Origin of the sequence: Pseudomonas fluorescens NCIMB 11764, assembly GCF_000293885.2 — a bacterium.
GTDB lineage: Bacteria > Pseudomonadota > Gammaproteobacteria > Pseudomonadales > Pseudomonadaceae > Aquipseudomonas > Aquipseudomonas fluorescens_B.
Window position 1 is genome coordinate 2,467,066 of sequence record NZ_CP010945.1, and the last position, 23,383, is coordinate 2,490,448.

At 60.7% G+C, this 23,383-nt stretch carries 21 protein-coding genes; 9 read left to right on the forward strand and 12 right to left on the reverse strand.

The window, feature by feature from the left end; genetic code table 11:
* Window positions 1-127: 127 nt before the first annotated feature.
* From B723_RS11185 to B723_RS11200, 4 genes are read left to right on the forward strand one after another with little or no spacing between them, the layout of a single operon-like run.
* On the forward strand, window positions 128-433 hold the full coding sequence (locus B723_RS11185) for a hypothetical protein (RefSeq protein ID WP_017336674.1): 306 nt from the start codon (window positions 128-130) through the stop codon (window positions 431-433).
* A complete protein-coding gene (locus tag B723_RS11190) occupies window positions 433-1,293 on the forward strand; it encodes a DUF72 domain-containing protein (RefSeq protein WP_017336675.1) in 861 nt (286 codons plus the stop codon). Before B723_RS11185 ends, B723_RS11190 begins: the two co-directional genes overlap by 1 nt.
* Window positions 1,294-1,326: 33 nt before the next feature.
* Complete coding sequence (locus B723_RS11195) at window positions 1,327-2,148, forward strand: isocitrate lyase/PEP mutase family protein (RefSeq protein WP_017336676.1); 822 nt, start codon at window positions 1,327-1,329, stop codon at window positions 2,146-2,148.
* 2 nt (window positions 2,149-2,150) lie between these two features.
* The gene (locus B723_RS11200) at window positions 2,151-2,846 is read left to right on the forward strand and encodes an extensin family protein (RefSeq protein ID WP_017336677.1); all 696 of its coding nucleotides are present in this window, start codon (window positions 2,151-2,153) and stop codon (window positions 2,844-2,846) included.
* Between the two features lie 17 nt (window positions 2,847-2,863).
* Here the strand turns inward: B723_RS11200 and B723_RS11205 are convergent, their stop codons facing one another.
* Entirely contained in the window at window positions 2,864-3,484 is a 621-nt protein-coding gene (locus B723_RS11205) for a hypothetical protein (protein ID WP_017336678.1), read from the reverse strand.
* A 93-nt stretch (window positions 3,485-3,577) separates the two neighbouring features.
* On the opposite strand from B723_RS11205, the gene B723_RS11210 reads away from it, so the two are divergent.
* Window positions 3,578-4,360: a class I SAM-dependent methyltransferase gene (locus tag B723_RS11210; protein WP_017336679.1), complete on the forward strand. Its 783-nt coding sequence runs from the start codon at window positions 3,578-3,580 to the stop codon at window positions 4,358-4,360.
* A gap of 60 nt (window positions 4,361-4,420) precedes the next feature.
* On the opposite strand, the gene B723_RS11215 is transcribed toward B723_RS11210, so the two are convergent.
* Complete coding sequence (locus tag B723_RS11215) at window positions 4,421-5,065, reverse strand: TetR/AcrR family transcriptional regulator (RefSeq protein WP_017336680.1); 645 nt, start codon at window positions 5,063-5,065, stop codon at window positions 4,421-4,423.
* 93 nt (window positions 5,066-5,158) lie between these two features.
* On the opposite strand from B723_RS11215, the gene B723_RS11220 reads away from it, so the two are divergent.
* Window positions 5,159-6,259: an efflux RND transporter periplasmic adaptor subunit gene (locus B723_RS11220; RefSeq protein ID WP_017336681.1), complete on the forward strand. Its 1,101-nt coding sequence runs from the start codon at window positions 5,159-5,161 to the stop codon at window positions 6,257-6,259.
* Between the two features lie 6 nt (window positions 6,260-6,265).
* Entirely contained in the window at window positions 6,266-9,331 is a 3,066-nt protein-coding gene (locus tag B723_RS11225; RefSeq protein WP_017336682.1) for an efflux RND transporter permease subunit, read from the forward strand.
* Between the two features lie 563 nt (window positions 9,332-9,894).
* Here B723_RS11225 and B723_RS11230 read toward each other — a convergent pair.
* Genes B723_RS11230 through plsB form a run of 3 tightly spaced genes read right to left on the reverse strand, consistent with a single transcriptional unit; the run spans window position 9,895 to window position 13,576 of the window.
* Window positions 9,895-10,584: a DUF4197 domain-containing protein gene (locus B723_RS11230; RefSeq protein WP_017336683.1), complete on the reverse strand. Its 690-nt coding sequence runs from the start codon at window positions 10,582-10,584 to the stop codon at window positions 9,895-9,897.
* A gap of 39 nt (window positions 10,585-10,623) precedes the next feature.
* Window positions 10,624-11,022, reverse strand: coding sequence for a YbaY family lipoprotein (locus B723_RS11235; RefSeq protein ID WP_017336684.1), 399 nt, complete (start codon window positions 11,020-11,022; stop codon window positions 10,624-10,626).
* 52 nt (window positions 11,023-11,074) lie between these two features.
* On the reverse strand, window positions 11,075-13,576 hold the full coding sequence (gene plsB / locus B723_RS11240; protein ID WP_017336685.1) for a glycerol-3-phosphate 1-O-acyltransferase PlsB: 2,502 nt from the start codon (window positions 13,574-13,576) through the stop codon (window positions 11,075-11,077).
* A gap of 236 nt (window positions 13,577-13,812) precedes the next feature.
* On the opposite strand from plsB, the gene B723_RS11245 reads away from it, so the two are divergent.
* Window positions 13,813-14,022: a cold-shock protein gene (locus B723_RS11245; protein ID WP_017336686.1), complete on the forward strand. Its 210-nt coding sequence runs from the start codon at window positions 13,813-13,815 to the stop codon at window positions 14,020-14,022.
* Window positions 14,023-14,116: 94 nt separating this feature from the next.
* On the opposite strand, the gene B723_RS11250 is transcribed toward B723_RS11245, so the two are convergent.
* The 4 genes from B723_RS11250 to B723_RS11265 all read right to left on the reverse strand — a co-directional run bounded on the left by B723_RS11250 (window position 14,117) and on the right by B723_RS11265 (window position 19,343).
* The gene (locus B723_RS11250; protein ID WP_017336687.1) at window positions 14,117-14,494 is read right to left on the reverse strand and encodes a hypothetical protein; all 378 of its coding nucleotides are present in this window, start codon (window positions 14,492-14,494) and stop codon (window positions 14,117-14,119) included.
* A 76-nt stretch (window positions 14,495-14,570) separates the two neighbouring features.
* Window positions 14,571-15,380 (reverse strand): putative RNA methyltransferase, encoded by an 810-nt coding sequence (locus tag B723_RS11255; protein WP_017336688.1) that lies wholly within the window; start codon window positions 15,378-15,380, stop codon window positions 14,571-14,573.
* Window positions 15,380-16,531: a succinyl-diaminopimelate desuccinylase gene (dapE, locus tag B723_RS11260; protein ID WP_017336689.1), complete on the reverse strand. Its 1,152-nt coding sequence runs from the start codon at window positions 16,529-16,531 to the stop codon at window positions 15,380-15,382. The genes B723_RS11255 and dapE overlap by 1 nt, the downstream gene beginning before the upstream one ends.
* A 220-nt stretch (window positions 16,532-16,751) precedes the next feature.
* Complete coding sequence (locus tag B723_RS11265) at window positions 16,752-19,343, reverse strand: glycosyltransferase (protein ID WP_017336690.1); 2,592 nt, start codon at window positions 19,341-19,343, stop codon at window positions 16,752-16,754.
* A gap of 271 nt (window positions 19,344-19,614) precedes the next feature.
* Between B723_RS11265 and tcdA the strand changes: the two genes are divergently transcribed.
* The gene (gene tcdA / locus B723_RS11270; protein ID WP_017336691.1) at window positions 19,615-20,433 is read left to right on the forward strand and encodes a tRNA cyclic N6-threonylcarbamoyladenosine(37) synthase TcdA; all 819 of its coding nucleotides are present in this window, start codon (window positions 19,615-19,617) and stop codon (window positions 20,431-20,433) included.
* A 144-nt stretch (window positions 20,434-20,577) separates the two neighbouring features.
* Here the strand turns inward: tcdA and B723_RS11275 are convergent, their stop codons facing one another.
* The 3 genes from B723_RS11275 to dapD all read right to left on the reverse strand — a co-directional run bounded on the left by B723_RS11275 (window position 20,578) and on the right by dapD (window position 23,360).
* Window positions 20,578-20,982, reverse strand: a complete 405-nt coding sequence (locus B723_RS11275) for a SufE family protein (protein WP_017336692.1) — start codon at window positions 20,980-20,982, stop codon at window positions 20,578-20,580.
* A complete protein-coding gene (locus B723_RS11280) occupies window positions 20,979-22,184 on the reverse strand; it encodes an aminotransferase class V-fold PLP-dependent enzyme (RefSeq protein ID WP_017336693.1) in 1,206 nt (401 codons plus the stop codon). Before B723_RS11280 ends, B723_RS11275 begins: the two co-directional genes overlap by 4 nt.
* Before the next feature lie 141 nt (window positions 22,185-22,325).
* Window positions 22,326-23,360 carry a 2,3,4,5-tetrahydropyridine-2,6-dicarboxylate N-succinyltransferase gene (gene dapD / locus B723_RS11285; RefSeq protein ID WP_017336694.1) on the reverse strand — a complete coding sequence of 345 codons (1,035 nt, stop codon included), beginning with the start codon at window positions 23,358-23,360 and terminating at the stop codon, window positions 22,326-22,328.
* Window positions 23,361-23,383: the final 23 nt, after the last annotated feature.

Here is a 23,383-nt window from a genome sequence, read left to right on the forward strand (position 1 = left end):
CCAATCGTCGTTTTCTAACCCCGCCTTTTAAACCTTTTCGCTTTTCTGTGTTCTAGTTATCACTCGGCGGTTTGCGAAGTGGGTCATGTGCCACTAGACTGCCATCATCGATACCGAGCATGACTTTATGCGTATAGACGGCCTTTCCTCTCAGTCCTACCCCATCAAGCGCAAGCCTCGCAAAGGGCATGTGGTTGAGGACGAATCCGTCGATATCGAGGGCGAGCTGGAACTCCCTTCCGAAGAGCAACTGGCCGCCCGCGCCGCCAAAGCCTCCGCGCAGCGCCTGAGCAATCTTCCCGCGCGTCAACAAGACATGATTTACCACCGCGCCATGAGCAAAACCGTCGCGATGGCGCTGGCCAGCTACCTCAGCACCGCCGGTTTTGTCGATTGGGATTCGGATGTGATGGGTCTCGACCTGTACATCTGATGCGACTGCCTTACTACCTCGGCTGCCCGTCCTGGAGTGAAAACGCCTGGCGCGATTACCTCTATCCGCAAGACGCGAAACCCTCCGATTTTCTTCATCTGTATTCTCAAGTATTCAATGCCGTGGAAGGCAACACGACCTTCTACGCGAGCCCGGCTGCCAGCACCGTGCAGCGCTGGGCCGAGACCATGCCCGAACACTTTCGCTTCACCGCCAAGTTCCCCGGCGACATCAGCCACGGCGGTGACCTGCGCGAACAGCTCACCGCCACGGAAACCTTCCTGCAACTGCTCAGCCCCTTGGGCGAACGAGTCTCGCCATTGTGGTTGCAGCTGTCGAAAAGCTTCACACCCCAACGACTGCACGAGCTGGCGGGTTTTATCGACGCCGTGGACCGGCCTCTGGCCATCGAAGTGCGTCACGACGATTTCTTCGCCAAGGGTGATGCCGAGCGCTCGCTCAATCGTCTGCTGCTCGATCGTGGCGTCGAACGTATCTGCCTCGATCCGCGTGCGCTGTTCAGCTGTATCTCGACCGATCCTTCCGTCCTTCACGCTCAATCGAAGAAACCCAGGGTTCCGCCCCGTCCGGCGGCGTTCACCCGGTTCCCGCAAGTGCGGTTCATCGGCCATCCGCAACTGGAAGCCAACGATCCGTTCCTGGTGCCCTGGGTCGAGAAAATCGCCCTGTGGATCGAAGAGGGCCGCACGCCTTATATTTTCCTGCACACCGCCGACAACCTGCTGGCCGCGAAGCTGGCGCAACGTTTTCACGCACAACTGATGCTGCGTTTGCCTGGATTGCCGCCGCTGCCTGAGCTATACAGAGAGCCCGCCGCCGAGCAACTTGGCCTGCTCTGAGGCGTTTTCCCCGCCCTTTTCAGGAGCCTGCCAATGGATGCGCAAACCCTTCGAGCCCAGGCGTTCAAAGCGCTGCATGAACGCGACGGGGCTTTTGTCATTCCCAACCCGTGGGACGCCGGCTCGGCGAAAATGCTCGCCAGCCTGGGCTTCGAGGCGCTGGCGACCACCAGTGCCGGTTATGCCTTTTCCCAAGGCCGTCCCGATGGCGGACTGACGCTGGACGATACCCTGGCGAATGTTCGGGCGATTGTCGCGGCGACCGATCTGCCGGTGGCGGTCGATCTGGAAAACGGTTTTGCCGACGATCCGGCCGAGTGTGCGCAAAGTATTTTGCGAGCCGCCGCAGCCGGCGCCGTGGGTGGTTCGATCGAAGATGCCACGGGGCGGGAAGCGGCGCCGATCTACTGCTTCGAGCATGCTGTGGCACGGATCGAAGCCGCTGTCGCCGCCGCTCGCAGTTTGCCGTTCCCCTTCACGTTGACGGCACGAGCCGAGAACTTCCTGCATGGCAATCCCGATCTGGACGACACCATTCGCCGCTTGCAGGCCTTCGCCGAAGCAGGCGCCGACGTGCTGTATGCGCCGGGTCTGCGCAGCGCTGAAGACGTATTGGCGGTGGTCCGCGCCGTGGCGCCCAAACCGGTGAATGTGTTGATGTCTGGCGGGCTGAAATTGACGGTCGAGCAGTTGAGCGAGATGGGCGTCAAACGCATCAGTGTCGGTTCGGCACTGGCGTTGGCAGCGCTTGGCGAGTTCTACCGGGCTGCCCAAGAGATCAAGACTTCGGGAACGTTCAGCTTTACGTCGCGGTCGATGCCGTACGCGCAGGCCAATCAATTGTTCAAAGGCTGACAATGCGGTTTTTGCGGGTGCTGCTGGTGTTGGTGCTGATGCTCGGTGTGGCGGGCGCGAGCGTCTGGCGCGGCTGGATCTCGCTGCCGCCGCAGTGGAACCCTTGGGCGCCGCTGGACGTGAAGGCCGAACCTAACCTGTTGACCCGCTACAAACTGATGCGGCTGCGCGATGATCCGCAATTGTGCGAGCAAGCCCTGAGCAGTTCCGGATTGCGCGTCGCCCCTCAAGCCGACAGTCCTGACGCAAAGTGTCCGTTGAACGATGCCTTGCGCGTGCAGGGCGGCGACGTCGCATTGAGCAGCAGCTTCCTCGCCAGTTGCCGCCTGGCGGTGTCATTTGCCCTGTTCGAGCATCACGCGCTGCAACCTGCGGCGCAGGCGGTCTATGGGCAAGCAGTCACCCGTGTCGATCATCTGGGGAGCTTTGCCTGCCGTAATGTCTACGGCCGTGAGAATGGCAGACTCAGCCAGCATGCCACGGCGAATGCGCTGGATATCGCCGGTTTTCGCCTGGCCAACGGGCGTTCCATCAGCGTGCTCAAGGATTGGCCGAAGGATAATCAGGACGCACGGTTTTTACGTCAGGTCCGCGACGGTGCCTGCGACGTGTTCAGTGTGGTGTTGAGCCCGGACTATAACGCCGCCCATCGCAATCATTTTCACGTGGATGTCGGGCCGTGGTGGGTATGTCGCTGAGGGCTTGTTATTGACGGTCAGGCAGCGATGCGCAGGTTCTGCAGAACGATCGGGCGCGCCCAGCCGATGTCGAAATCGAAGTTTTTCTGTTGTTCCGCGAGCTCTTCGGGCGGGAACGGCGGGAAGGGTTTGTCCAGCAGGTCCATTTCGAACTCGGCGATCGGCAGGTGCAGTGGACGCGGTTGTGGTGCAGCGCCTGGGACCGGCAGCGGCTGGCCGTGGGTCAGCACGATCGGGCGAACCCAGCCGCTTTCGAAGTCCTGCTGCTTCTGCTGAGCGACGATTTCTTCCGGCGGGAACGGCGGGAACGGTTTGTCGGCCAGCTCCATTTCGAACTCGGCAATCGGCAGGAACAGCGGCTCGGGTGGCTTGACCTGGGTTTCCTTCACATCGCATTCACGCTGGGAAACGATGTGTGCCAGCAGCTCGCTGCCGATCGTAGGTTCGACCGGGCTGTCGAGATCGACCGCTGGAAAATCGAGAGAAGCCGGCACGACATCGCCCGACTGATCGGCCAGGGCCTGGGCAAAAAAATCTTGCCACAGGTGACTGACGCCGCTCAGTGCCTGGGAATTTCGCAGGCCAAAATCGCCGTGGGGCGAGATGTAACCTATCGATGTGCGTTGAATGTCTGACATTTCTCTCGGTCGACGCTCAGCTCTGGCAAAATGCTCGTTAGTTTTGTTATCGGCCGTTTTTGCCGATCATTAATTTTTTGAGCGTGTTTTCCCATGATTGAGCAACCGGCGGCTTGCCGCATCCATGTCGAGGCCCTGGGCACGGCTTTTCAGCCACAGGCCGAGCAATGGGCCGAACGCCTGGGCCTGCCTTTGCAAGTGACTGATGGCGAGTTTGCCTTGCAGGTGGGCGAGCAGGGTTTGCAGTTGCAACAACTGGGGCCGGACGCGCCGGGGCCGGTGCGGGTGGACTTCGTTGAGGGGGGCGCGGCTCATCGCCGGTTGTTCGGCGGCGGCACCGGTCAGATGATCGCCAAGGCTGTTGGCATCGCGCAGGGCGTGCGCCCGCGGGTGCTGGACGCCACGGCGGGGCTGGGCAAGGATGCGTTCGTGCTGGCGAGCCTGGGCTGCGAGATGAGCCTGATCGAACGCCAGCCGTTGATCGGTGCGTTGCTTGAGGATGGTTTGGCACGGGGCGCGGAAGATTTCGACGTGGCGTCGATTGTGGCGCGCATGCGTTTGCTCAAGGGCAACTCGATCGAGGTCATGCGCAACTGGGAAGGCGAACCACCGCAGGTGATCTACCTCGACCCGATGTTTCCCCACCGTGAGAAAACGGCGCTGGTGAAGAAGGAAATGCGCCTGTTCCGGCCGTTGGTGGGGGATGACCCGGATGCACCCGCGTTGTTGGAGGCGGCGTTGGCATTGGCCAGCCATCGCGTGGTGGTGAAGCGCCCGCGCAAGGCGCCGTGCATTGCGGGGCCGAAGCCGAGTCATGCGCTGGACGGGAAATCCAGTCGGTATGACATTTATCCGAAGAAGGCGCTCAAGCCTTGAGTCCGAAGCGTTCCAATCGCGGGCAAGCCCGCGATAGCGTCGGTTCAGACACAAGATCTATCAGACTGCCTCTGGCCGATAAGCCCGCATAAACAACCCCACCACTTCCCGCACATGGTCCTCGGCCGCATCACCGGTCAGCGGCTCGCCACAGCCATACAACAAGCGAAAATTCCCCGCGCCCTTGAGCAGGCAAAAGAAATGCTCCGCCGCATTGCGGGGCTTGTCGATGCTCAACGCACCGCTCTGATCCACCTTGCTCAGCAAGCGCTCCATGCCATGCAGCATGCGCTCCGGTCCGGCCTCGAAGAAAATTTGCGAGAGCTTCGGGTCCTGGCTGCCCAGCGTCATCATCAACCGGTGCAGGTTCACCGATTCATCGCTATTGATCAGGTGATGAAAACCGCGCGCGATGTTCAACAGCACCGTTTCCACTGAGACGCCGTCGGGCAATTCGAAAAACAGCGTAGGCAGTTGCTCTTCGCACTTGGCGACCACGGCGGCGGAGAACAGCGTCTCCTTGTCGTTGAAATGGCTGTAGACGGTCAGTTTCGACACGCCAGCCTCGGCCGCGACGGCGTCCATGCTGGTGCTCGCATAACCATTACTCAGAAACAGGATTTTCGCCGCATCGAGGATCGCCTGGCGCTTGGCCAGATCCTTGGGGCGGCCCGGGCCATTGGGTGTTGAAAGATTGTTCGGCATATTCGTTTTTAATACTGGACTGGTGAGTTTGCTATTAATAACATACTGGCAAGTATAATTATTCCAAGCACCATTAGCGAAAGGTCCTTCGCCATGTTCCGCTATGCCTTGCCCCTCGCGTTGCCAATCAGTCTGGCGTTTTTATTGTCTGCGTGTGGTCACGAAGAGGCGCCGCAAGTCACTGTTCGGCCGGCCATGGTCGTGCAGCCAGAGCCCTCGGCCCAGGCGATGGAAAGCTATCCCGGTGAAGTCCGTGCCCGCTACGAGCCGGACCTGGCCTTTCGCATCGGCGGCAAAGTCAGCCGACGACTGGTCGAAGAAGGGCAGCGGGTCAAGGCCGACCAGCCCTTGGCGGAGCTCGACCCCCAGGACGTGCGTCTGCAACTGGAAGCGACCCGCGCTCAGGTCGCGGCTGCCGAAGCCAATCTCAATCTCGTACGCGCCGAGCGTGATCGCTACAAGACCCTGATGGACCGTCAGATGGTCAGCCGTTCCCAGTACGACAATTCTGAAAATCTCTATAGATCCGGTGAAGCGCGCCTGAAGCAGATCAAGGCCGAATTCAACGTGTCTACCAATCAGGCCAGCTATGCGGTGCTGCGCGCGCCTCAGGATGGCGTCGTGGCCAAGCGTGCGGTGGAAGTCGGGCAGGTCGTCGCCGCCGGTCAAACCGTATTCACCCTCGCCACCGATGGCGAGCGCGAAGTGTTGATCAGCCTGCCGGAGCAGAGCTTCGGTCGTTTCAAGGTCGGGCAGCCGGTGTCGGTGGAACTCTGGACCCAACCCGATCAACGATTCGCCGGACGTATCCGTGAGCTGTCGCCCGCCGCTGATCCAAAGTCCCGCACCTTCGCCGCCCGCATTGCATTCACTGCCGGCAAAGTCCCGGCCGAACTCGGCCAGAGCGCCCGGGTGTTCATCCAGACCGCCGATGTGGTGTCGCTGTCGGTGCCACTGTCGGCCCTCACTGCGGAAAACGGCGCCACCTACGTGTGGGTCCTTGGCGCCAACAACACCCTGAAAAAAGCCCCGGTCCGGGTCGGTGCATTCGGCGAGAAAACCGTGCCGGTGCTCGAAGGCCTGAACGCCAGCGACTGGGTGGTGGCCGCCGGTGTCCATGTGCTTCATGACGGGCAGCAAGTGCGCCCGGTGGATCGCTCCAACCGCGTGGTCAATCTGGCGGACAAGGAGTAATCCCCGATGGGTTTCAATCTTTCCGAATGGGCGCTGCGTAATCGCCAGATCGTACTGTTCCTGATGCTGTTGCTGGCGGTCGTCGGCGCACTTTCCTACACCAAGCTCGGCCAGAGCGAAGACCCTCCATTCACCTTCAAGGCGATGGTGATCCGCACCAACTGGCCGGGGGCCACTGCCGAGGAAGTGTCCCGCCAGGTTAGCGAACGCATTGAAAAGAAGCTGATGGAAACCGGCGAGTACGAGCGCATCGTGTCGTTCTCTCGCCCCGGCGAATCCCAGGTGACGTTTGTCGCTCGCGACTCCATGCACTCGGTGCAAATCCCGGACCTCTGGTATCAGGTGCGCAAGAAGATCAGTGACATTCGTCATACCCTGCCGCCAGGTATTCAGGGGCCTTTTTTCAACGATGAATTCGGTACTACGTTCGGCAATATCTATGCGCTGACCGGCGACGGTTTTGATTACGCGGTGCTCAAGGACTACGCCGACCGCATCCAGATTCAGCTGCAACGGGTCAAGGACGTGGGCAAGGTCGACCTGCTCGGGTTGCAGGACGAGAAGATCTGGATCGAGCTTTCCAACGTCAAACTCGCCACCCTCGGCTTGCCGTTGGCAGCGGTGCAGCAGGCGCTTGAAGAGCAGAACGCGATGTCCACGGCTGGCTTCTTTGAAACCACCAGCGAGCGATTGCAGCTACGGGTTTCGGGGAATTTTCAGACAGTCGAAGAGATCAAGAACTTCCCGATTCGCGTCGGTGATCGCACGTTCCGTATCTCCGATGTCGCGGACGTGCACCGTGGTTTCAACGATCCACCGGCGCCACGCATGCGCTTCATGGCCGAAGACGCCATCGGTCTGGCCGTGGCGATGAAGGACGGTGGCGACATTCTGGTGCTGGGCAAGGCACTGGAGATCGAGTTCGCCCGAATCCAGAAAAACCTTCCGGCCGGCATGCAACTGCGCAAGGTTTCCGATCAGCCCGCTGCGGTGAAAACCGGGGTCGGTGAATTTGTACAGGTGCTGGTGGAAGCCTTGGCCATCGTTCTGTTGGTGAGCTTTTTCTCCCTCGGCGTGCGCACCGGCATGGTGGTGGCGCTGGCGATTCCGCTGGTGTTGGCGATGACCTTCGCCTGCATGTATTACCTCGGCATCGGCCTGCACAAGATTTCCCTCGGTGCGCTGGTGCTGGCGCTGGGTTTGCTGGTGGACGATGCGATCATCGCCGTCGAAATGATGGCGATCAAAATGGAGCAGGGCTTCGACCGGATCAAAGCCGCGAGTTACGCCTGGACCAGCACCGCGTTCCCGATGCTTACCGGCACGCTGATTACCGCTGCAGGCTTTCTGCCGATTGCCACTGCGCAATCGGGCACTGGCGAGTACACCCGCTCGATCTTCCAGGTCGTGACCATCGCACTGTTGGCGTCGTGGATTGCCGCCGTGGTTTTCGTGCCCTATCTGGGGGAAAAGCTCCTGCCGGATCTGGCGAAGATTCACGCCGCCAAACACGGCGCGGGGCAACCGGATCCGTACGCCACGCCTTTTTATGAGCGTGTCCGACGTCTGGTGGAGTGGTGCGTGCGCTGGCGCAAGACGGTAATCGCGCTGACGGTGCTGTTGTTCATTGCCTCCATTGTGTTGTTCCGTTTTGTGCCGCAGCAATTCTTCCCGGCCTCCGGGCGACTGGAATTGATGGTCGATCTGAAACTCGCCGAAGGTGCTTCGTTGAGCAACACCGCCGACCAGGTTAAACGTCTTGAAGGTTTACTGAAGGATCACGCCGGCATCGATAACTACGTGGCCTACGTCGGCACCGGTTCGCCGCGCTTCTACCTGCCGCTGGATCAGCAACTTCCTGCGGCGAGCTTCGCCCAGTTTGTCGTCCTGGCCAAGACCATCGAGGATCGCGAAACCCTGCGCACCTGGCTGATCGAAACCCTCAACGAGCAATTCCCGGCCCTGCGCTCGCGGGTGACGCGTCTGGAAAACGGCCCGCCGGTTGGCTATCCGGTGCAGTTCCGCGTTACCGGTGAACACATCGAAGACGTCCGCGCCCTGGCCCGCAAAGTGGCGGCCAAGGTTCGCGAAAATCCCCACGTGGCCAACGTCCATCTGGATTGGGAAGAACCGAGCAAAGTGGTTTATCTGAACGTCGATCAGGACCGCGCCCGAGCGCTGGGCGTTAGCACGGCGAACCTGTCGAAGTTCCTGCAAAGTTCACTGACCGGTTCCAGCGTCAGCCAGTACCGCGAAGACAACGAGTTGATCGAGATCCTTTTGCGCGGGACGTTGCATGAGCGCACTGAACTGTCGTTGCTGCCAAGCCTGGCGGTGCCGACCGACAACGGTCGCAGCGTGGCGCTGTCGCAAATCGCGACGCTGGAATACGGCTTTGAAGAAGGCATCATCTGGCACCGCAATCGCTTGCCGAACGTGACGATTCGCGCCGACATCTACGGCAGGGAACAACCGGCGACGCTGGTGCAGCAGATCATGCCGACGCTCGATCCGATCCGTGCTGAGCTGCCTGATGGGTATTTGCTGGAAGTCGGCGGGACTGTGGAGGACTCGGCCCGTGGCCAGAACTCGGTGAAGGCCGGTGTGCCGCTGTTCATTGTGGTGGTGCTGACGTTGCTGATGCTGCAACTGCGCAGTTTCTCACGCACGGTGATGGTGTTTCTGACAGCGCCATTGGGATTGATCGGCGTGACCCTGTTCCTGATGGTGTTCCGCCAGCCGTTTGGTTTTGTGGCTATGCTCGGCACCATTGCGCTGTCCGGGATGATCATGCGCAACTCGGTGATTCTGGTGGACCAGATCGAGCAGGACATCGCCGCCGGGCTCAAACCCTGGCAGGCGATCATCGAGGCCACGGTGCGTCGTTTCCGGCCGATCGTCCTGACCGCGCTCGCTGCGGTGCTGGCAATGATCCCGCTGTCACGCAGCGTGTTCTTCGGGCCGATGGCGGTGGCGATCATGGGGGGGCTGATTGTGGCGACGGCGTTGACGCTGCTGTTTTTGCCGGCGCTGTATGCGGCTTGGTTCCGCATCAAGAAAGAACCGGTTTGAGGTCTTGGCGGCCTTTGGGCCGACCAGGCTTTTGTTGGCTGGGTACATATCCTTTTTTGCGGTAACGGCTGCTGGCGGTTTCGCCCTTACGGCGAGTCCCTTTTGGCAAACGCCCCAAAAGGAACCAAAAGGTCTCGCCCCGAGCGTCCGGCCCCTCGCTAAGGCTCGGCGTTCCTTCGCTCCGGCATTCATCCGGGGGCATCGCCCTCCGGTTGGCTTCGCTGGCACCTACATGCGATGAGTTCGACTGCGTCGAACGGCGCTGCGCGCCACTCCCCGGATGAACACCTCCACTCAGCCTCCCGAAGGGGCGGGTAGATCAAGATCAAGAGCGCAAGGCGAGCTAACGCTCGACCTCGTGGTTTGGTGGGGGGGGGGGCATCTGCTTGTGTAGGCGTCGGGCTTGGTCGCGATGGCGGGCTGACAGTCGACTTGTTCTCTCGGATATACGCTGATCTTGTGGCGCGGGCTTGGTTGCGATGGCGGTGTGTCAGTAGATATCAAATTCGACTGACACACCGCTTTCGCGAGCAGGCTAGGCCCCACAGGATCGGCGTTGAGGCTTAGAGGGTGCCAAACACCTTCTTCGCCAGACTGGTCGCTGCCGCTGCAGGATTCTGGCGAATGGTTTCTTCCTGTTTGCCGATCATTTCGAACAAGCCGTTCAGTGCCTGTTCGGTGACGTAGCTTTCAATGTTGGCATTTTTTGTATCGATCACGCCCATGGTCGCGGCTTGGCCGGCGAACGAGTTGTACTGCTTGGCCAGGCCGACCTGGTCGGTGGCTTGCTTGACGATCGGCAGGAACTTGGCGCGGATTTGTTCGCGGCTGGTTTTGTTCAGGTATTGGGTGGCCGAATCGTTGCCGCCGCTGAGGATGCCCTTGGCGTCTTCAACGGACATTTTCTTCACGGCGTCCACGAGGATCGGCTGGGCCTGGGTCACGGCGGTTTCTGCCGCTTTGTTCATGCTGGTTTCCAGTTGATCAACCTGGTCGCCCATGCCGAACTGCTTCATCTTGCTGGCGACCTTGCCCAGTTTGCCTGGCAGTTCGATTTTCACGTCGGGGTTGTTGCTGAACCCGCCCGGTGTACCGAGTTGTTTGACGGCCAGTTGCGCGCCTTGGGTCAGGGCGTCCTTGAGGCCACCGGTGGCGTCTTTTTGCGACAGGTCACTGAGCGATAGCGCCATGGCGCTGGCGGAAATCATCAAGCCTGCGCAGAGGCCGGCGAAGCGAAGGGTAGGGCGGAACATGGCGGCTTCCTTGTTCGGAAAAATTGAGCAAAAAGACATTTAGCGGACAGCGTCGACGCGGATTTTCAGTGGCTGCGGATCGCTGCCATCCAGTTGCACGGCATGGTGTTCGGTGGTGATGAATACCAGTTTGCCATCCACTTCGATGCGCGCGCTGACGGAATATCGATGTCCGGGTTTGACCTGAGCCGGATCGTAACTCAGATGGAATGGCAGTGGCACCTGACCTTTGACGGGGCCCATCTGTTCGTCGAGCACCACGGCGGGGGCGTCGGCCAGAGACACGTCCTGCAAGCTGACGCTCAGGATGGCGGTCGGCGGCAGGGCGATGCGTTGCAGGTAGAAGACTTCGCCATCGAGGCTGGTTTTGGCGGCGGGCTGCATCGAATGACAGGCTCCGAGCAAAGCGGAGATGGCCAATAGAGAGAGTTTTTTCATGTGATATTTCCAATCTGATGTGGGAGCAAGCCCGCTCCCACAGATTTTTGCGTCAAGTCTCGGGCTGGGTGGTGACCAGATCCGCGGCATCTTCACTACGATGCAATGCCACCTGACGAATCGATAAACGAATTTCTGCCGGCAACACCCGTTTGGCCGCGCCTTCGGCCAGTTCGCCGAGCAGTTCGTGGTAGCTCAACTTGCCGGCTTCGTCACGTTTGAGCACGTCCAGGTCAAGCAGGGTCTGGATGAAGTGGCGGAACAGGCTCTTGTCGAAGAACTCCGGGGCATTCAGCCCGTGCAGGATTGACAGGCGCTGGGCCATCACCGTGCACAGGTCCTCCAGTTCTTCGGCGCTGATGCTGTTCTGGCCACTGTTGAGCAGCAGGGAAACGGTCATGTAGAAGCGTTGCAGCGTCTGGGCGATGCTCTTCGACAGCAAGGTCAGCAACACGAAATGCCGCGAACTCGGCGCCGGGCGCAGGTAAACGTCATTTTCAAAACGCAGCAGGCCCTGCTCGACGAACGCTTCGAGCCATTGATCGATCACGGCATCCAGTTCGTCCAGCGACCAGCGAATGAACAGCTCCGATTGCAGGTACGGATACAGCGCGCGGGTGTAGCGCAGGATCTGCTCACGGCTCATGCGCGAAGCGCTCTGGAAGAAGCTCGCCAGCAGCGCCGGCAACGCGAAAATGTGCAGCACGTTGTTGCGGTAATAGGTCATCAGGACGGCATTCTGCTCGTCCAGGTACAGAATCTTGCCCAGTGCATCACTTTGTTCGGACAGCAGATCCATGTCTTTCACATGCTCGATCAGTGCGCGACCGTCACCCTCCGGCAGCGTGGTGTGCGGCGAGTACGGCACCTTGCGCAACAGCGCCAGATACAGATCCAGCACCCGTGCCATGGCCCGATCATCCAGTGCCAGACGGCTGGTGGACAGCAATGCCAACGCCACGAGATTGACCGGGTTGATCGCTGCCGCTTCGTTCAGGTGTTGCGCGACTTTTTCGCCGAGGCGGTTGGTGGTTTCGTTGAGCCACGCCGGTTTGAACTGCGGGCCGAGTTCCTGTTGGCGCCAGTTTGGCTGCTCGCTGTCGAGGAATTCTGCCAGTTTGATCGGCTCGCCGAAGTTCACCGCCACCTGGCCGAAGCGCTGTTTGAGCGCGCCAATGACTTTGAAGATGTCGAAGATCGATTCTTTCTTTTTGCTCGCACCGCGCAGTTCGCCGAGGTAGGTCCGGCCTTCCAGCACGCGTTCGTAGCCGATGTACACGGGGATGAAGACGATCGGCATGCGCGACGAGCGCAGGAAGCTGCGCAGGGTGATCGCGAGCATCCCGGTTTTCGGTTGCAGCATGCGCCCGGTGCGCGAACGGCCGCCCTCGACGAAGTACTCGACCGGAAAGCCTTTGGTGAACAGGGTGTGCAGGTATTCGTTGAACACCGAGGTGTACAGCGGGTTGCCCTTGAACGTGCGACGCATGAAGAACGCACCGCCACGACGCAACAGGCTGCCGATCACCGGCATGTTGAGGTTGATCCCGGCGGCGATGTGCGGCGGGGTCAGGCCGTTGCGGAACAGCAAGTAGGACAGCAGCAAGTAGTCGATATGGCTGCGGTGGCACGGCACGTAGATCACTTCGTGACCTTGGGCGACCTTCTGCACGCCTTCGATGTGGTTGACCTTGATCCCGTCGTAGATCTTGTTCCAGAACCAGCTCAGCACCACTTCCAGAAATCGGATCGCGGTGTAGGTGTAGTCCGAGGCGATCTCGTTGCCGTAGCGCAGGGCCTGGGCCTTGGCTTTCTCCGGGGAGATGTTTTCCCGCTCGGCTTCGTCGAGAATCGCTTGCTTGACCAGCGGCTGATTCAGCAGGCCCTTGACCAGATTGCGCCGGTGGGAAATGTCCGGGCCGATGACGGCGGCTTTGAGGTTGCGGAAGTGCACCCGCAGAATCCGCTGGGCCATGCGTACGGTACGCTCGTGACCTTTGTTGTGATCGATCAGTTCGCGCAGGTGGATCGGCGCGGAGAACTGCACGCGGGTCTTGCGTCCGAGCACGATGATGCTCAGCAAGCGGCGCAGACGTCCGGTAACGGCCCAACTGTCGGCGAACAACAGTTTCCACGGACTCGATTCGCTGTCCGGCGATTGCCCCCAGAACACGCTGACCGGGATGATCTGCGCGTCTTCGGCGGCATTCTGGCTCAGGGCGCTGACCAGGCGGGTCAGGGTCGGCGGCGCACCGCGCTTGTCCTGGCGACCGAGCCAGTCGGGGTCCGGTGTCAGGTAAAAGAACGCGGCGGGTTCCAGCAGATTGCCGACAGACACCGGTAACACCGGGCGAGGCAGGCCGGCCTTGCTGCATTCGGTGTCGACCACGGCGAGGTCGGTCAGCGAAGGGTTTTGCAGGACGTAGAACACCGGACGACTGCGGTCGAGGTTGAGGGTGAACGACGACTGGTTGATCGTCTCGGAGCGAACCCAGAGATAGAGCAATCGGCGCAGGGTGCCAAACACAAGACGGCGGAACGGGGAACGGGTCATACGGCATCTGCATGAGTGAATAAAACCGAGCGTTTGCTCGGGCGGCCGATAGTGTGCCGGATTCACCGAAAATCGGCAAAAAAGCGCCTAAGTAAAGTTGAGTTGAGAGTTTTGGCAGCTGTCATATACTCGGCGAGCCCGCACTGGCTAGATAGTGGCACCTGGTCCGCGCAAGCACTGTTACCGAGGCTTTCCTGCGAAAAGCCCGATCAATAATAAAAAAGGGGTATGAACAAATGGCAACACGTGAAACCGGCAATGTGAAGTGGTTCAACGACGCCAAGGGCTACGGTTTTATTCAGCGCGCGGACGGGGTGGATGTGTTCGTGCACTACCGTGCGATTCGCGGTGAAGGCCACCGCTCGCTGACGGAAGGTCAGCAGGTCGAGTACGCGGTAGTGACCGGCGAGAAGGGGTTGCAGGCTGAGGATGTGGTGGGGCTTTAAGCCTTAAGATCAAAAGATCGCAACCTTCGGCAGCTCCTGCATTGAAGGATGAACACCCTGTAGGAGCTGCCGAAGGCTGCGATCTTTTTGCTTTTTAAGCCGTTTTCCAGGTGATCTCTTCTTCACCGTCGGCGCTGATGCGCATCCAGCGATCCGCTGTCTCTTCACCTTCTTCCTCGACCCAGCTGCCCGGCGCACAACGTACTTCTACGTTCAGCGCAGCAAACGCGGCGCGGGCACAGGCGATGTCGTCTTCCCACGGCGTCTGGTCGCTTTCCAGGTAAAGGCTGTTCCATTTTCCTACGGCTTTCGGCAACCAGGTCACCGGCACGTTGCCGGCCTTGCACTTGTAGGTCTGGCCTTTCTGAACCCAGTCGGTACACGGGCCCAACGCTTCACCGAGCCAGGTGGCAACGGCCTTGTAGTCGACGTCGGCGTCTTTCAGGTAAATCTCGATATCGGGTTGGCGCATGGATGTCCTCACTGCGGGTCTGAAAAATCCATTCGCGGATTTAGCCGGCCTCAAGCCGTTGCTCAAGACCAAAAAATTATTGAAGTACGAAGTAATCGTAACGCATCGACACGGTGACCTCGAACGGCTCGGCCTGTTCGATGACCGCCGCCCGGCGTTCGGCGCTGGCGCGCCAGCCGTGGGGTGTCATGGCCAACAGGTTGGCGCGATCCTGACCACTTGAAAGCGTCAGTTTGAATTCCAGGGTTTCGCTGTGCTGCAAAGCCATGCCTTGCGGGACCAGCGCCAGGTGCTTGTCGTCGGTGTACTCACGCACTTCATCGTACAGCCGTTCGCGCAATTCCATCAGATGGCCGCTGGTCGGCCCGACTTTCATCAAGCCGCCGCCGGGACTGAGCAAGCGCTTGGCTTCTTCCCAGTCCAGCGGGCTGAAGACGCTGGCGAGAAACTGACAGCTGCCAGAGGCCAGCGGCACCCGCGCCATGCTGGCGATCAACCAGGTCAGCTGCGGGTTGCGTTTGCAGGCGCGTTTGACCGCTTCCCGGGAGATGTCCAGCGCGTAACCGTCAGCGTTGGGCAAGGCCTCGGCGATTTGTGCGGTGTAGTAACCCTCCCCACAACCGATGTCGAGCCAGCGCTGCGGCGCGTATTCAGCCGCCAGTTCAGCGAGGCGCTTGACCACCGGCGCGTAGTGGCCGGCGTTCAGGAAGTCGCGTCGGGCTTCAACCATCGCCAGGTTATCCCCAGGGTCGCGGCTGTTTTTGTGCTGCACCGGCAACAGGTTCAGATAACCCTGGCGCGCACGGTCGAAACGATGCCCGGCGGGGCAGGCCACACCATTGTCCACCGCGTTCAACGGTTCGTTGCAGATCGGGCAGGCGAGCATCAGGCGAGCAACTTGATCAGGGTCTGGTAGTAGATTTCGGTCAGCACGTCGAGATCAGCGGCCAGCACACGCTCGTTGACCTGGTGGATCGTCGCGTTGACCGGGCCCAGTTCAACCACTTGTGTACCCATGGTCGCGATGAAGCGGCCGTCGGAGGTGCCACCGCTGGTGGACGCCTTGGTGTCGCGACCGGTGACGTCCTTGATGCTTGATGCCACGGCATCCAGCAACGCGCCTGGTTCGGTGAGGAACGGCAGGCCGGACAGCGCCCAGTCGATGTGCCAGTCCAGGCCATGCCTGTCGAGGATGTCGGCGACGCGCTTTTGCAGACCTTCGACGGTGGATTCGGTGGAGAAGCGGAAGTTGAACACCGCCACCAGATCACCCGGGATCACGTTGGTCGCGCCCGTGCCGGAATTCACATTGGAAATCTGGAAACTGGTCGGCGGGAAGAAATCGTTGCCGTGGTCCCAGTGTTCCGCGGCCAGTTCGGCCAGCGCCGGGGCGGCGAGGTGGATCGGGTTCTTGGCCAGGTGTGGATAAGCGACGTGACCCTGCACACCGCGCACGGTCAGTTTGGCGCCAAGGGAACCGCGACGGCCGTTCTTGACCACGTCACCCACCAGCGTGGTGCTCGACGGTTCACCGACGATGCACCAGTCCAGACGCTCCTTGCGAGCGGCGAGGCGCTCGACGACCGCCTTGGTGCCGTGATGCGCCGGGCCTTCTTCGTCGCTGGTGATCAGGAACGCGACCTTGCCCTTGTGATCCGGGTAGTCGGCGACGAAGCGCTCGGCGGCCACGGTCATGGACGCGAGGCTGCCTTTCATGTCCGCCGCGCCACGGCCGCAGAGCATGCCGTGTTCGTCGATCAGCGCGTTGAACGGATCGATCTGCCAGGCCGTTACCGGGCCGGTCGGGACCACGTCGGTGTGACCGGCGAAACACAGCACTGGGCCGTCGTGTTTGCCGTGGGTAGCCCAGAAGTTATCCACATCTTCGATGCGCATCGGTTCCAGGGTGAAACCGGCATCGCCCAGGCGCTGCATCATCTGCTTCTGGCAATCGGCGTCGAGCGGCGTCACGGACGGACGGCGGATCAGGTCGATGGCGAGTTGAAGGGTCGGCGAAAGGTCGGCGTGGGCCGTCATGGAAAACTCCGGAGATCATGAATGTGGGCGCGGACTGAATGTGGGAGCCAGCCTGTTGGCGATGGCGGTGTGGCAGTCAACATAAACGGTGATTGTTACATTGCCATCGCGAGCGGGCTCGCTCCCACAGGGATGGATATCACGCCAAGCCCTGCAAAATGGCGGTTATCTTAAAGCAAAACGGCGGCCATTGGCCGCCGTTTAGTGCATCTGCAAAGATTTAGACTGCCGGTGCCGTTTCGGCCTCGACCGCCGGTTTCGGCAGCGAGGACAGGAACGCCATGATCAGCGCCGCCAGGTACGGCAGCGACTGCACCAGCAACATGATCACCCAGAAGCGCATGTCGTTGCTCGGCAGCCCGTTCACGAGGAAGATCCCCAGCGCCGCGCCCCACAACAGCAACATGATGAACACCTCTTCACGGGCCTCCGAAATCGCCACCCAGAAGCCGTGGTTGTCGGCGTTTTTCGGCGTACGGAAGAACGGAATGCTGCTGGTGAAGAAGCCGTACAGCACCGCTTTGGCGATGGTGTGCGACAGCGCCAGGCCTGCCAGTGCCGCGCAGAACGCGTCCTTCAGGTTCACGCCAACGGCGCGACGGTAAAGGAAGATGATCTTGCCGACCTTGAACACGAACAGGGCCAATGGCGGGATCGCGAAAATCAGCAATGGTGGATCGACGCGCTGCGGAACGATGATCATCGCCGCCGACCACAACAGTGCGCCGACGGTGAAGAAGATGTTCATGCCATCGGCCACCCACGGCAACCAGCCCGCGAGGAAGTGGTAACGCTGGCCGCGGGTCAGCTCGGTGTCCTTGCCGCGCAGCAAACTCGCGGTGTGACGCTTGATGATCTGAATCGCACCGTAGGCCCAGCGGAAACGCTGTTTCTTGAAGTCGATAAAGGTATCGGGCATCAGCCCTTTGCCGTAGCTGGTGTGGTAATACGCCGCCGACAAACCTTTCTCGAACACACGCAGACCCAGTTCGGCATCTTCACAGATACACCAGTCAGCCCAGCCCAGCTCCTCGAGCACCGAGCGACGGGTCATGGTCATGGTGCCGTGCTGGATGATCGCGTCGCGGTCGTTACGGGTGACCATGCCGATGTGGAAGAAGCCTTTGTATTCCGCATAGCAGAGCTTCTTGAAGGTGCTTTCGTTCTGGTCGCGGTAATCCTGCGGCGACTGCACCACAGCGATTTTCGGATCGGCGAAGTGCGGCACCATGTGCTTGAGCCAGTTCGGGTCGACGCAGTAATCGGAGTCGATCACCGCAATCACTTCCGCATCCTTGGCGGTGTGCGGAATCAGGTAGTTCAGCGCGCCGCCCTTGAAACCGGCCAGAGGTGCGACGTGGAAGAACTTGAAGCGCGGGCCCAGGGTTGCGCAGTAATCGCGCACCGGTTCCCAGACCGCCGGGTCCTTGGTGTTGTTGTCGATGATCAGGACTTCGAAGTCCGGATAGTCGAGGTTGGCCAGGGCATTGAGGGTCTGTTTGACCATCTCCGGCGGCTCGTTGTAGCAAGGGACGTGAATCGACACTTTCGGCCTGTAGTCCGAATCGCCTACAACGGGCAGGAATTCACGCCGCCGCTTGTGGGTCCAGACCGCTTCGGCCAGTTCGTGGGCCTCGGTCAGCAATACGATAAAGACCCCGAGCGCGCCAAGTGCGAGCAGGAATCCGACCGTCAGGCTGAACCAGGTGCTGTATTGCTGGCTGTAGTCATAACCGATCCACACCAATACCGAACCGCACAGGAACGCGATAAAGGTCAGGAAGGTACGGCCACGTTGACGCAGGGCCGAGCCGTCGATCATCAGCAAGGTCAGGGACAGCAAGGCCAGTACCGCCGAGCCGATGGCCAGCACGCGCCATTGCGGAATCGCGACCACCGGGCCTTCGAAGTTGAATTTCTGCTGACGCGCGGCGTTGAACACGCCCCAGTACGCGCCCACCGAACCTTCGTCACTGGCTTTCCACGGCTGGTCAAACGCTTCGATCACGAAGTAGTTGAAGCCTTGGCGGTTGAGCTTGTTCACCAGCGTGCGCAGGTAGATCGCCTGATCCGCCGGGCTCGCATCGGTGCCGCCACGCATGCGGCCGTTGCTCGGCCAGCCAACCTCCGAAAGCAACAGCGGTTTTTTCGGGAACATCTTTTTCAGGTCGCGGGCGCGGTCGAGGACGAATTGGCCGGCCTTGTCCACCGGCACGTATTCCCAGTAAGGCAGAACGTGCGCGGCAATCAGGTCGACGTGCTTGGCCAGTTCCGGGTGTTCTTCCCAGACGTGCCATTGCTCGGACGTGGTGACCGGGACCTTCACGGCGGCACGGACGCGATCAAGGATCACGCTGAGTTCCGCAGCGGTAATTTCCTTACGGAAGATCGCCTCGTTGCCTACCACCACGCGAACCACGCTGCGTGAGGAGTTGGCGATTTCGATGGCTCGGGTGATCTCGCGCTCGTTGCGTTCCAGGTCCGGGCTGATCCAGATGCCGAGAGTGACCCGCAGGCCGAATTCTTCAGCCAGCTTGGGAATGTCGCCCAGGGTGCCATCGACCGAGTAAGTACGGATGTTGTCCGTCAGCTTGCTCATGATCTCCAGGTCCCGACGCATTTGATCATCGGTCGGATACTGCTCTTTCTGCGGGTACTGGCCTTGCTGGAACGGCGAGTAGGAGAACCCGGAGATTTGTTCGGGCCAGTTGGGGGCGGTGACCGGGCGGTTGATCAGCGCCCAGAAGCCGGTAAACAAGGCTGCGATGGCGAGCACCACGACCAGGTTGAGTCCAAATTTACGCGATGACATAGCTATTTCGGGTTCCAAAGGCTGTGGAACGAAGTTACGGTCGGCGACTGCCAAGGGGCGCGCATCCTACACCGTGCTTTCCCTGACCGTACAGCGGACAGGGAAAAGCCGGACGTTGGGCAATCCAACTTGGCTTAAGTTCTTTCGTTGGACCCTGCAGGTTAAATCTTGGTTCTGTGCAGGCTGAATAATGAGGTCAGGACGCCCGTTCATAGCTCAAAGATGCTCTTGGCCGCCGACGGCCCTATAATGCGCGCCGGTTTTTGGGGTAATGGTCATGAGTACAGAAGATCCGCGGTTTGCAGGCATCGCCCGTTTGTATGGCATCGAAGGGCTTGAGCGCTTGCGTGCGGCCCACGTGGCGATCGTCGGCGTCGGTGGCGTCGGCTCCTGGGCGGCGGAAGCCATCGCCCGTTGCGGCGTAGGCGAGATTTCCCTGTTTGACCTCGACGACGTATGCGTCAGCAACGCCAACCGCCAGCTGCACGCGCTGGACAGCACGGTCGGCAAACCCAAGGTCGAGGTGATGGCCGAGCGTTTGCGCGGAATCAATCCCGACTGCACGGTGCACGCAGTGCCGGACTTCGTCACCCGCGAGACCATGGCCGAGTACATCACGCCAAATATCGACTGCGTGATCGATTGCATCGACAGCGTCAACGCAAAAGCGGCGCTGATCGCCTGGTGCAAACGCCGCAAGATCCAGATCATCACCACTGGCGGGGCGGGTGGGCAGATTGATCCGACGTTGATTCAGGTCTGCGACTTGAACCGAACGTTCAATGATCCATTGGCTTCTAAGGTACGTTCGACCCTGCGCCGCGATTACAACTTCTCCCGCACCGTGACCCGTCATTACAGCGTGCCGTGCGTGTTTTCCACCGAGCAGCTGCGCTATCCGAAACCGGATGGCAGCATCTGTTTGCAGAAGAGTTTCGTCGGGGATGGCGTGAAGCTCGACTGCGCCGGCGGGTTTGGCGCGGTGATGATGGTGACGGCGACGTTTGGCATGGTCGCGGCGACCAAGGCTGTGGATAAGATTGTGGCTGGGGTGCGACGGCCGGCGGATAAGTTGAAGCCAGCACCGTAAACGGACTTGTGTGGCGAGGGAGCTTGCTCCCGCTGGGTCGCGAAGCGGCCCCAAATCCGGGAATTTCGGTGTTTCAGGAGCGTCGTGTACAACGATGTACGACTGCTTCGCAGCCGAACGGGAGCAAGCTCCCTCGCCACAGGGCTACTGAGCCAACTCATTCATCCGCTGTAACACGGCGTTGAGGCCATTACTCCGCGAGGGCGACAGTTGTCGGGACAAGCCCAACTGGTTGAACCACTCCGGCAAATCCACCTGCTGCAACTCAACCGCCGACAGCCCGTTAACCCGCGCCAGCAACAACGCCACCAACCCGCGAATCAGGCGTGCATCACTGCTCGCGCTGAACTGCCAATGGCCGTCCTGCAACGCGCCGACCAACCACACCTGACTTTCGCAGCCATGCACACGGTTGGCCTCCACCTTGTCCACATCGCTCAACACGGGCAGACGGTCGCCCCATTGCATCAGCAGCCGCGCCCGTTGTTCCCAACTCGCCGTCTTCTGGAAAGTATCCAGCGCCGTGATGGCGTCAGCCGGCAAGTTCATCGCAACAACTCCAGCGCCTGATCCAGTGCTTCAAAGAACCGCTCAAGATCTTCGGAGTCGTTGTACAGCGCCAACGACACCCGAATCGCCCCGGCCAGTTCAAAGCTTTTCAGCAGTGGCATGGCGCAGTGATGACCGGCGCGTACTGCGATGCCCTGTTCGGTGAGCAAATGCGCCAGATCAGCGTTATGCACACCCTCGACGACAAAACTCGCCAGCGCCAGTTGCGGTTTGCCCAGCAACCGGATGCCGTTGCGGGCCTCAAGGCCTTTCAACAAATAGTCATGCAGTGCCGCTTCATGGGCCGAGACGGCGTCCTGGTCGAGTCCCGCGAGGTAATCCAGCGTCGCCCCGAGGCCGATCACACTGGAAATCGGCGGCGTGCCCGCCTCGAATCCCAGCGGCGCCGGGCGAAAGCGTGCGTGCTGGTAATCCGCGTCCAGCACCATTTCGCCGCCGAATTGCCAATGGCGCAGTTGCTTGAGCGCTTCATGGCGTCCGAACAACACGCCCAGGCCATCTGGACCGTAGAGCTTGTGGCTGGAAAACACATAGAAGTCGCAGCCCAGTGCCTGCACGTCATGCCGACCATGGACCACGCCTTGAGCGCCATCGACCACGGTCAACGCGCTGTGTGCCTTGGCCATCGCCAGCAAGGCAGGCAGCGGCTGCCAGGCGCCGAGCACGTTGGACAACTGACTGACTGCCAGCAAGCGGGTTCGAGGGCCGATCAGCGACGCGGCGGCATCGAGGTCAATCAAACCGTCGTTAGCCAGTGGCAGGATCACCAGCTTCAGCTCGCGACGGTGGGCCAGTTGCTGCCATGGCAGCAGGTTGGCGTGATGCTCCAGGGCACTGATGACAATCTCGTCGCCCGGATTGAACACGTGTTCCAGGCCATAGGCCAGGAGGTTCAGCGCGGAGGTGGCGCCGTGGGTAAAGATGACCTGCCCGCAATCGCCGGCATTCAGCCAGTGGGCGGCTTTGCTGCGGCTGTCCTCGAATGCCTGGGTGGCATGCGCGCCGGGCAAGTGCTGCGCCCGATGCACGTTGGCCGCGCCATTGGCGTAGTAATGCGCCAGGGCATCCAGCAGGGCTTGAGGTTTTTGAGTGGTGGCGGCGTTGTCCAGATAGGTCTGGTCTTGCCGTTGCAGAGCGGCGATGGCCGGAAAATCGGCGCGCCAAGGAGAGGGAATCATCATGTTGTTCGGCCCTGGTGAACATGGGCGGATATGCGCCTGACCTTGTGGGAGCGGGCTTGCCCGCGAAGCTTTTTGGCAGCCTCAAAGGCTCCTTCGCGGGCAAGCCTGCCCCCACAGGTTCAGTTTCGTCGACCGTGACGCTTAGTTGTGAGCGTGCAGCGCTTCGTTCAGTTCGATCGCCGATTTGTGGGTTTTGCATTCCACGGCACCGGTTTCCGAATTGCGGCGGAACAGCAGGTCAGGCTGACCGGCCAGTTCACGGGCCTTCACGACCTTGACCAGCTTGTTGTTCTCGTCCAGCAGTGCCACTTTGGTGCCGGCGGTCACGTACAGGCCCGATTCAACGGTGTTGCGGTCGCCCAACGGGATACCGATACCGGCGTTGGCGCCGATCAGGCAGCCTTCGCCCACCTTGATCACGATGTTGCCGCCACCCGACAGGGTGCCCATGGTCGAGCAACCGCCGCCCAGGTCCGAACCCTTGCCGACGAAGACACCCGCGGAAACGCGGCCTTCGATCATGCCCGGGCCTTCGGTGCCGGCGTTGAAGTTGACGAAACCTTCGTGCATCACGGTGGTGCCTTCGCCGACGTAGGCGCCCAGACGAATACGTGCCGCGTCGGCGATACGCACGCCGGCCGGTACCACGTAGTCGGTCATTTTCGGGAACTTGTCCACCGAGAACACTTCCAGCAGCTCGCCGCGCAGACGGGCTTCCAGTTGATGCTCGGCCAGTTCGGCGAGGTCGATGGCGCCCTGGCTGGTCCACGCGACGTTCGGCAGCAGCGGGAACACGCCGGCCAGGTTCAGGCCATGCGGCTTGACCAGGCGATGGGACAGCAGGTGCAGCTTGAGGTAGGCCTCAGGCGTGGAAGTCAGTTGCGCGTCTTCGGCCAGAATGGTCGCGACCAGCGGTTTGTGGCTCTCGGCCAGACGGGTCAGCAACGCAGCCTGCGCCGCGTCGACGCCTTTGATGGCTTCAGCCAGTTGCGAGGCCTGAGCGGTGCTGAAGGCGATGGCCTGATTGCCTTCGGTATAGCCCAGGACCGGGGCGATGGCCGCGACCAGTTCGGCCGAAGGATTGAGCAATGGCTGTGCGTAAAACACTTCCAGCCACGCGCCTTGACGGTTTTGAGTGCCGACACCAAAGGCCAGGCTGAATACGGTAGTGGACATGTAAATACCTCTAACAAAATTGA

Coding starts and splice junctions, on each gene's coding strand:
- B723_RS11185 (WP_017336674.1), top strand. CDS start 128: ATGCGTATAGACGGCCTTTCCTCTCAGTCCTACCCCATCAAGCGCAAG.
- B723_RS11230 (WP_017336683.1), bottom strand. CDS start 10,584: ATGTTCCGCCCTACCCTTCGCTTCGCCGGCCTCTGCGCAGGCTTGATG.
- B723_RS11250 (WP_017336687.1), bottom strand. CDS start 14,494: ATGCGCCAACCCGATATCGAGATTTACCTGAAAGACGCCGACGTCGAC.
- B723_RS11215 (WP_017336680.1), bottom strand. CDS start 5,065: ATGCCGAACAATCTTTCAACACCCAATGGCCCGGGCCGCCCCAAGGAT.
- plsB (WP_017336685.1), bottom strand. CDS start 13,576: ATGACCCGTTCCCCGTTCCGCCGTCTTGTGTTTGGCACCCTGCGCCGA.
- B723_RS11245 (WP_017336686.1), top strand. CDS start 13,813: ATGGCAACACGTGAAACCGGCAATGTGAAGTGGTTCAACGACGCCAAG.
- dapD (WP_017336694.1), bottom strand. CDS start 23,360: ATGTCCACTACCGTATTCAGCCTGGCCTTTGGTGTCGGCACTCAAAAC.
- B723_RS11280 (WP_017336693.1), bottom strand. CDS start 22,184: ATGATGATTCCCTCTCCTTGGCGCGCCGATTTTCCGGCCATCGCCGCT.
- B723_RS11235 (WP_017336684.1), bottom strand. CDS start 11,022: ATGAAAAAACTCTCTCTATTGGCCATCTCCGCTTTGCTCGGAGCCTGT.
- B723_RS11275 (WP_017336692.1), bottom strand. CDS start 20,982: ATGAACTTGCCGGCTGACGCCATCACGGCGCTGGATACTTTCCAGAAG.
- dapE (WP_017336689.1), bottom strand. CDS start 16,531: ATGACGGCCCACGCCGACCTTTCGCCGACCCTTCAACTCGCCATCGAC.
- tcdA (WP_017336691.1), top strand. CDS start 19,615: ATGGTCATGAGTACAGAAGATCCGCGGTTTGCAGGCATCGCCCGTTTG.
- B723_RS11265 (WP_017336690.1), bottom strand. CDS start 19,343: ATGTCATCGCGTAAATTTGGACTCAACCTGGTCGTGGTGCTCGCCATC.
- B723_RS11225 (WP_017336682.1), top strand. CDS start 6,266: ATGGGTTTCAATCTTTCCGAATGGGCGCTGCGTAATCGCCAGATCGTA.
- B723_RS11200 (WP_017336677.1), top strand. CDS start 2,151: ATGCGGTTTTTGCGGGTGCTGCTGGTGTTGGTGCTGATGCTCGGTGTG.
- B723_RS11195 (WP_017336676.1), top strand. CDS start 1,327: ATGGATGCGCAAACCCTTCGAGCCCAGGCGTTCAAAGCGCTGCATGAA.
- B723_RS11255 (WP_017336688.1), bottom strand. CDS start 15,380: ATGCTCGCCTGCCCGATCTGCAACGAACCGTTGAACGCGGTGGACAAT.
- B723_RS11190 (WP_017336675.1), top strand. CDS start 433: ATGCGACTGCCTTACTACCTCGGCTGCCCGTCCTGGAGTGAAAACGCC.
- B723_RS11210 (WP_017336679.1), top strand. CDS start 3,578: ATGATTGAGCAACCGGCGGCTTGCCGCATCCATGTCGAGGCCCTGGGC.
- B723_RS11220 (WP_017336681.1), top strand. CDS start 5,159: ATGTTCCGCTATGCCTTGCCCCTCGCGTTGCCAATCAGTCTGGCGTTT.
- B723_RS11205 (WP_017336678.1), bottom strand. CDS start 3,484: ATGTCAGACATTCAACGCACATCGATAGGTTACATCTCGCCCCACGGC.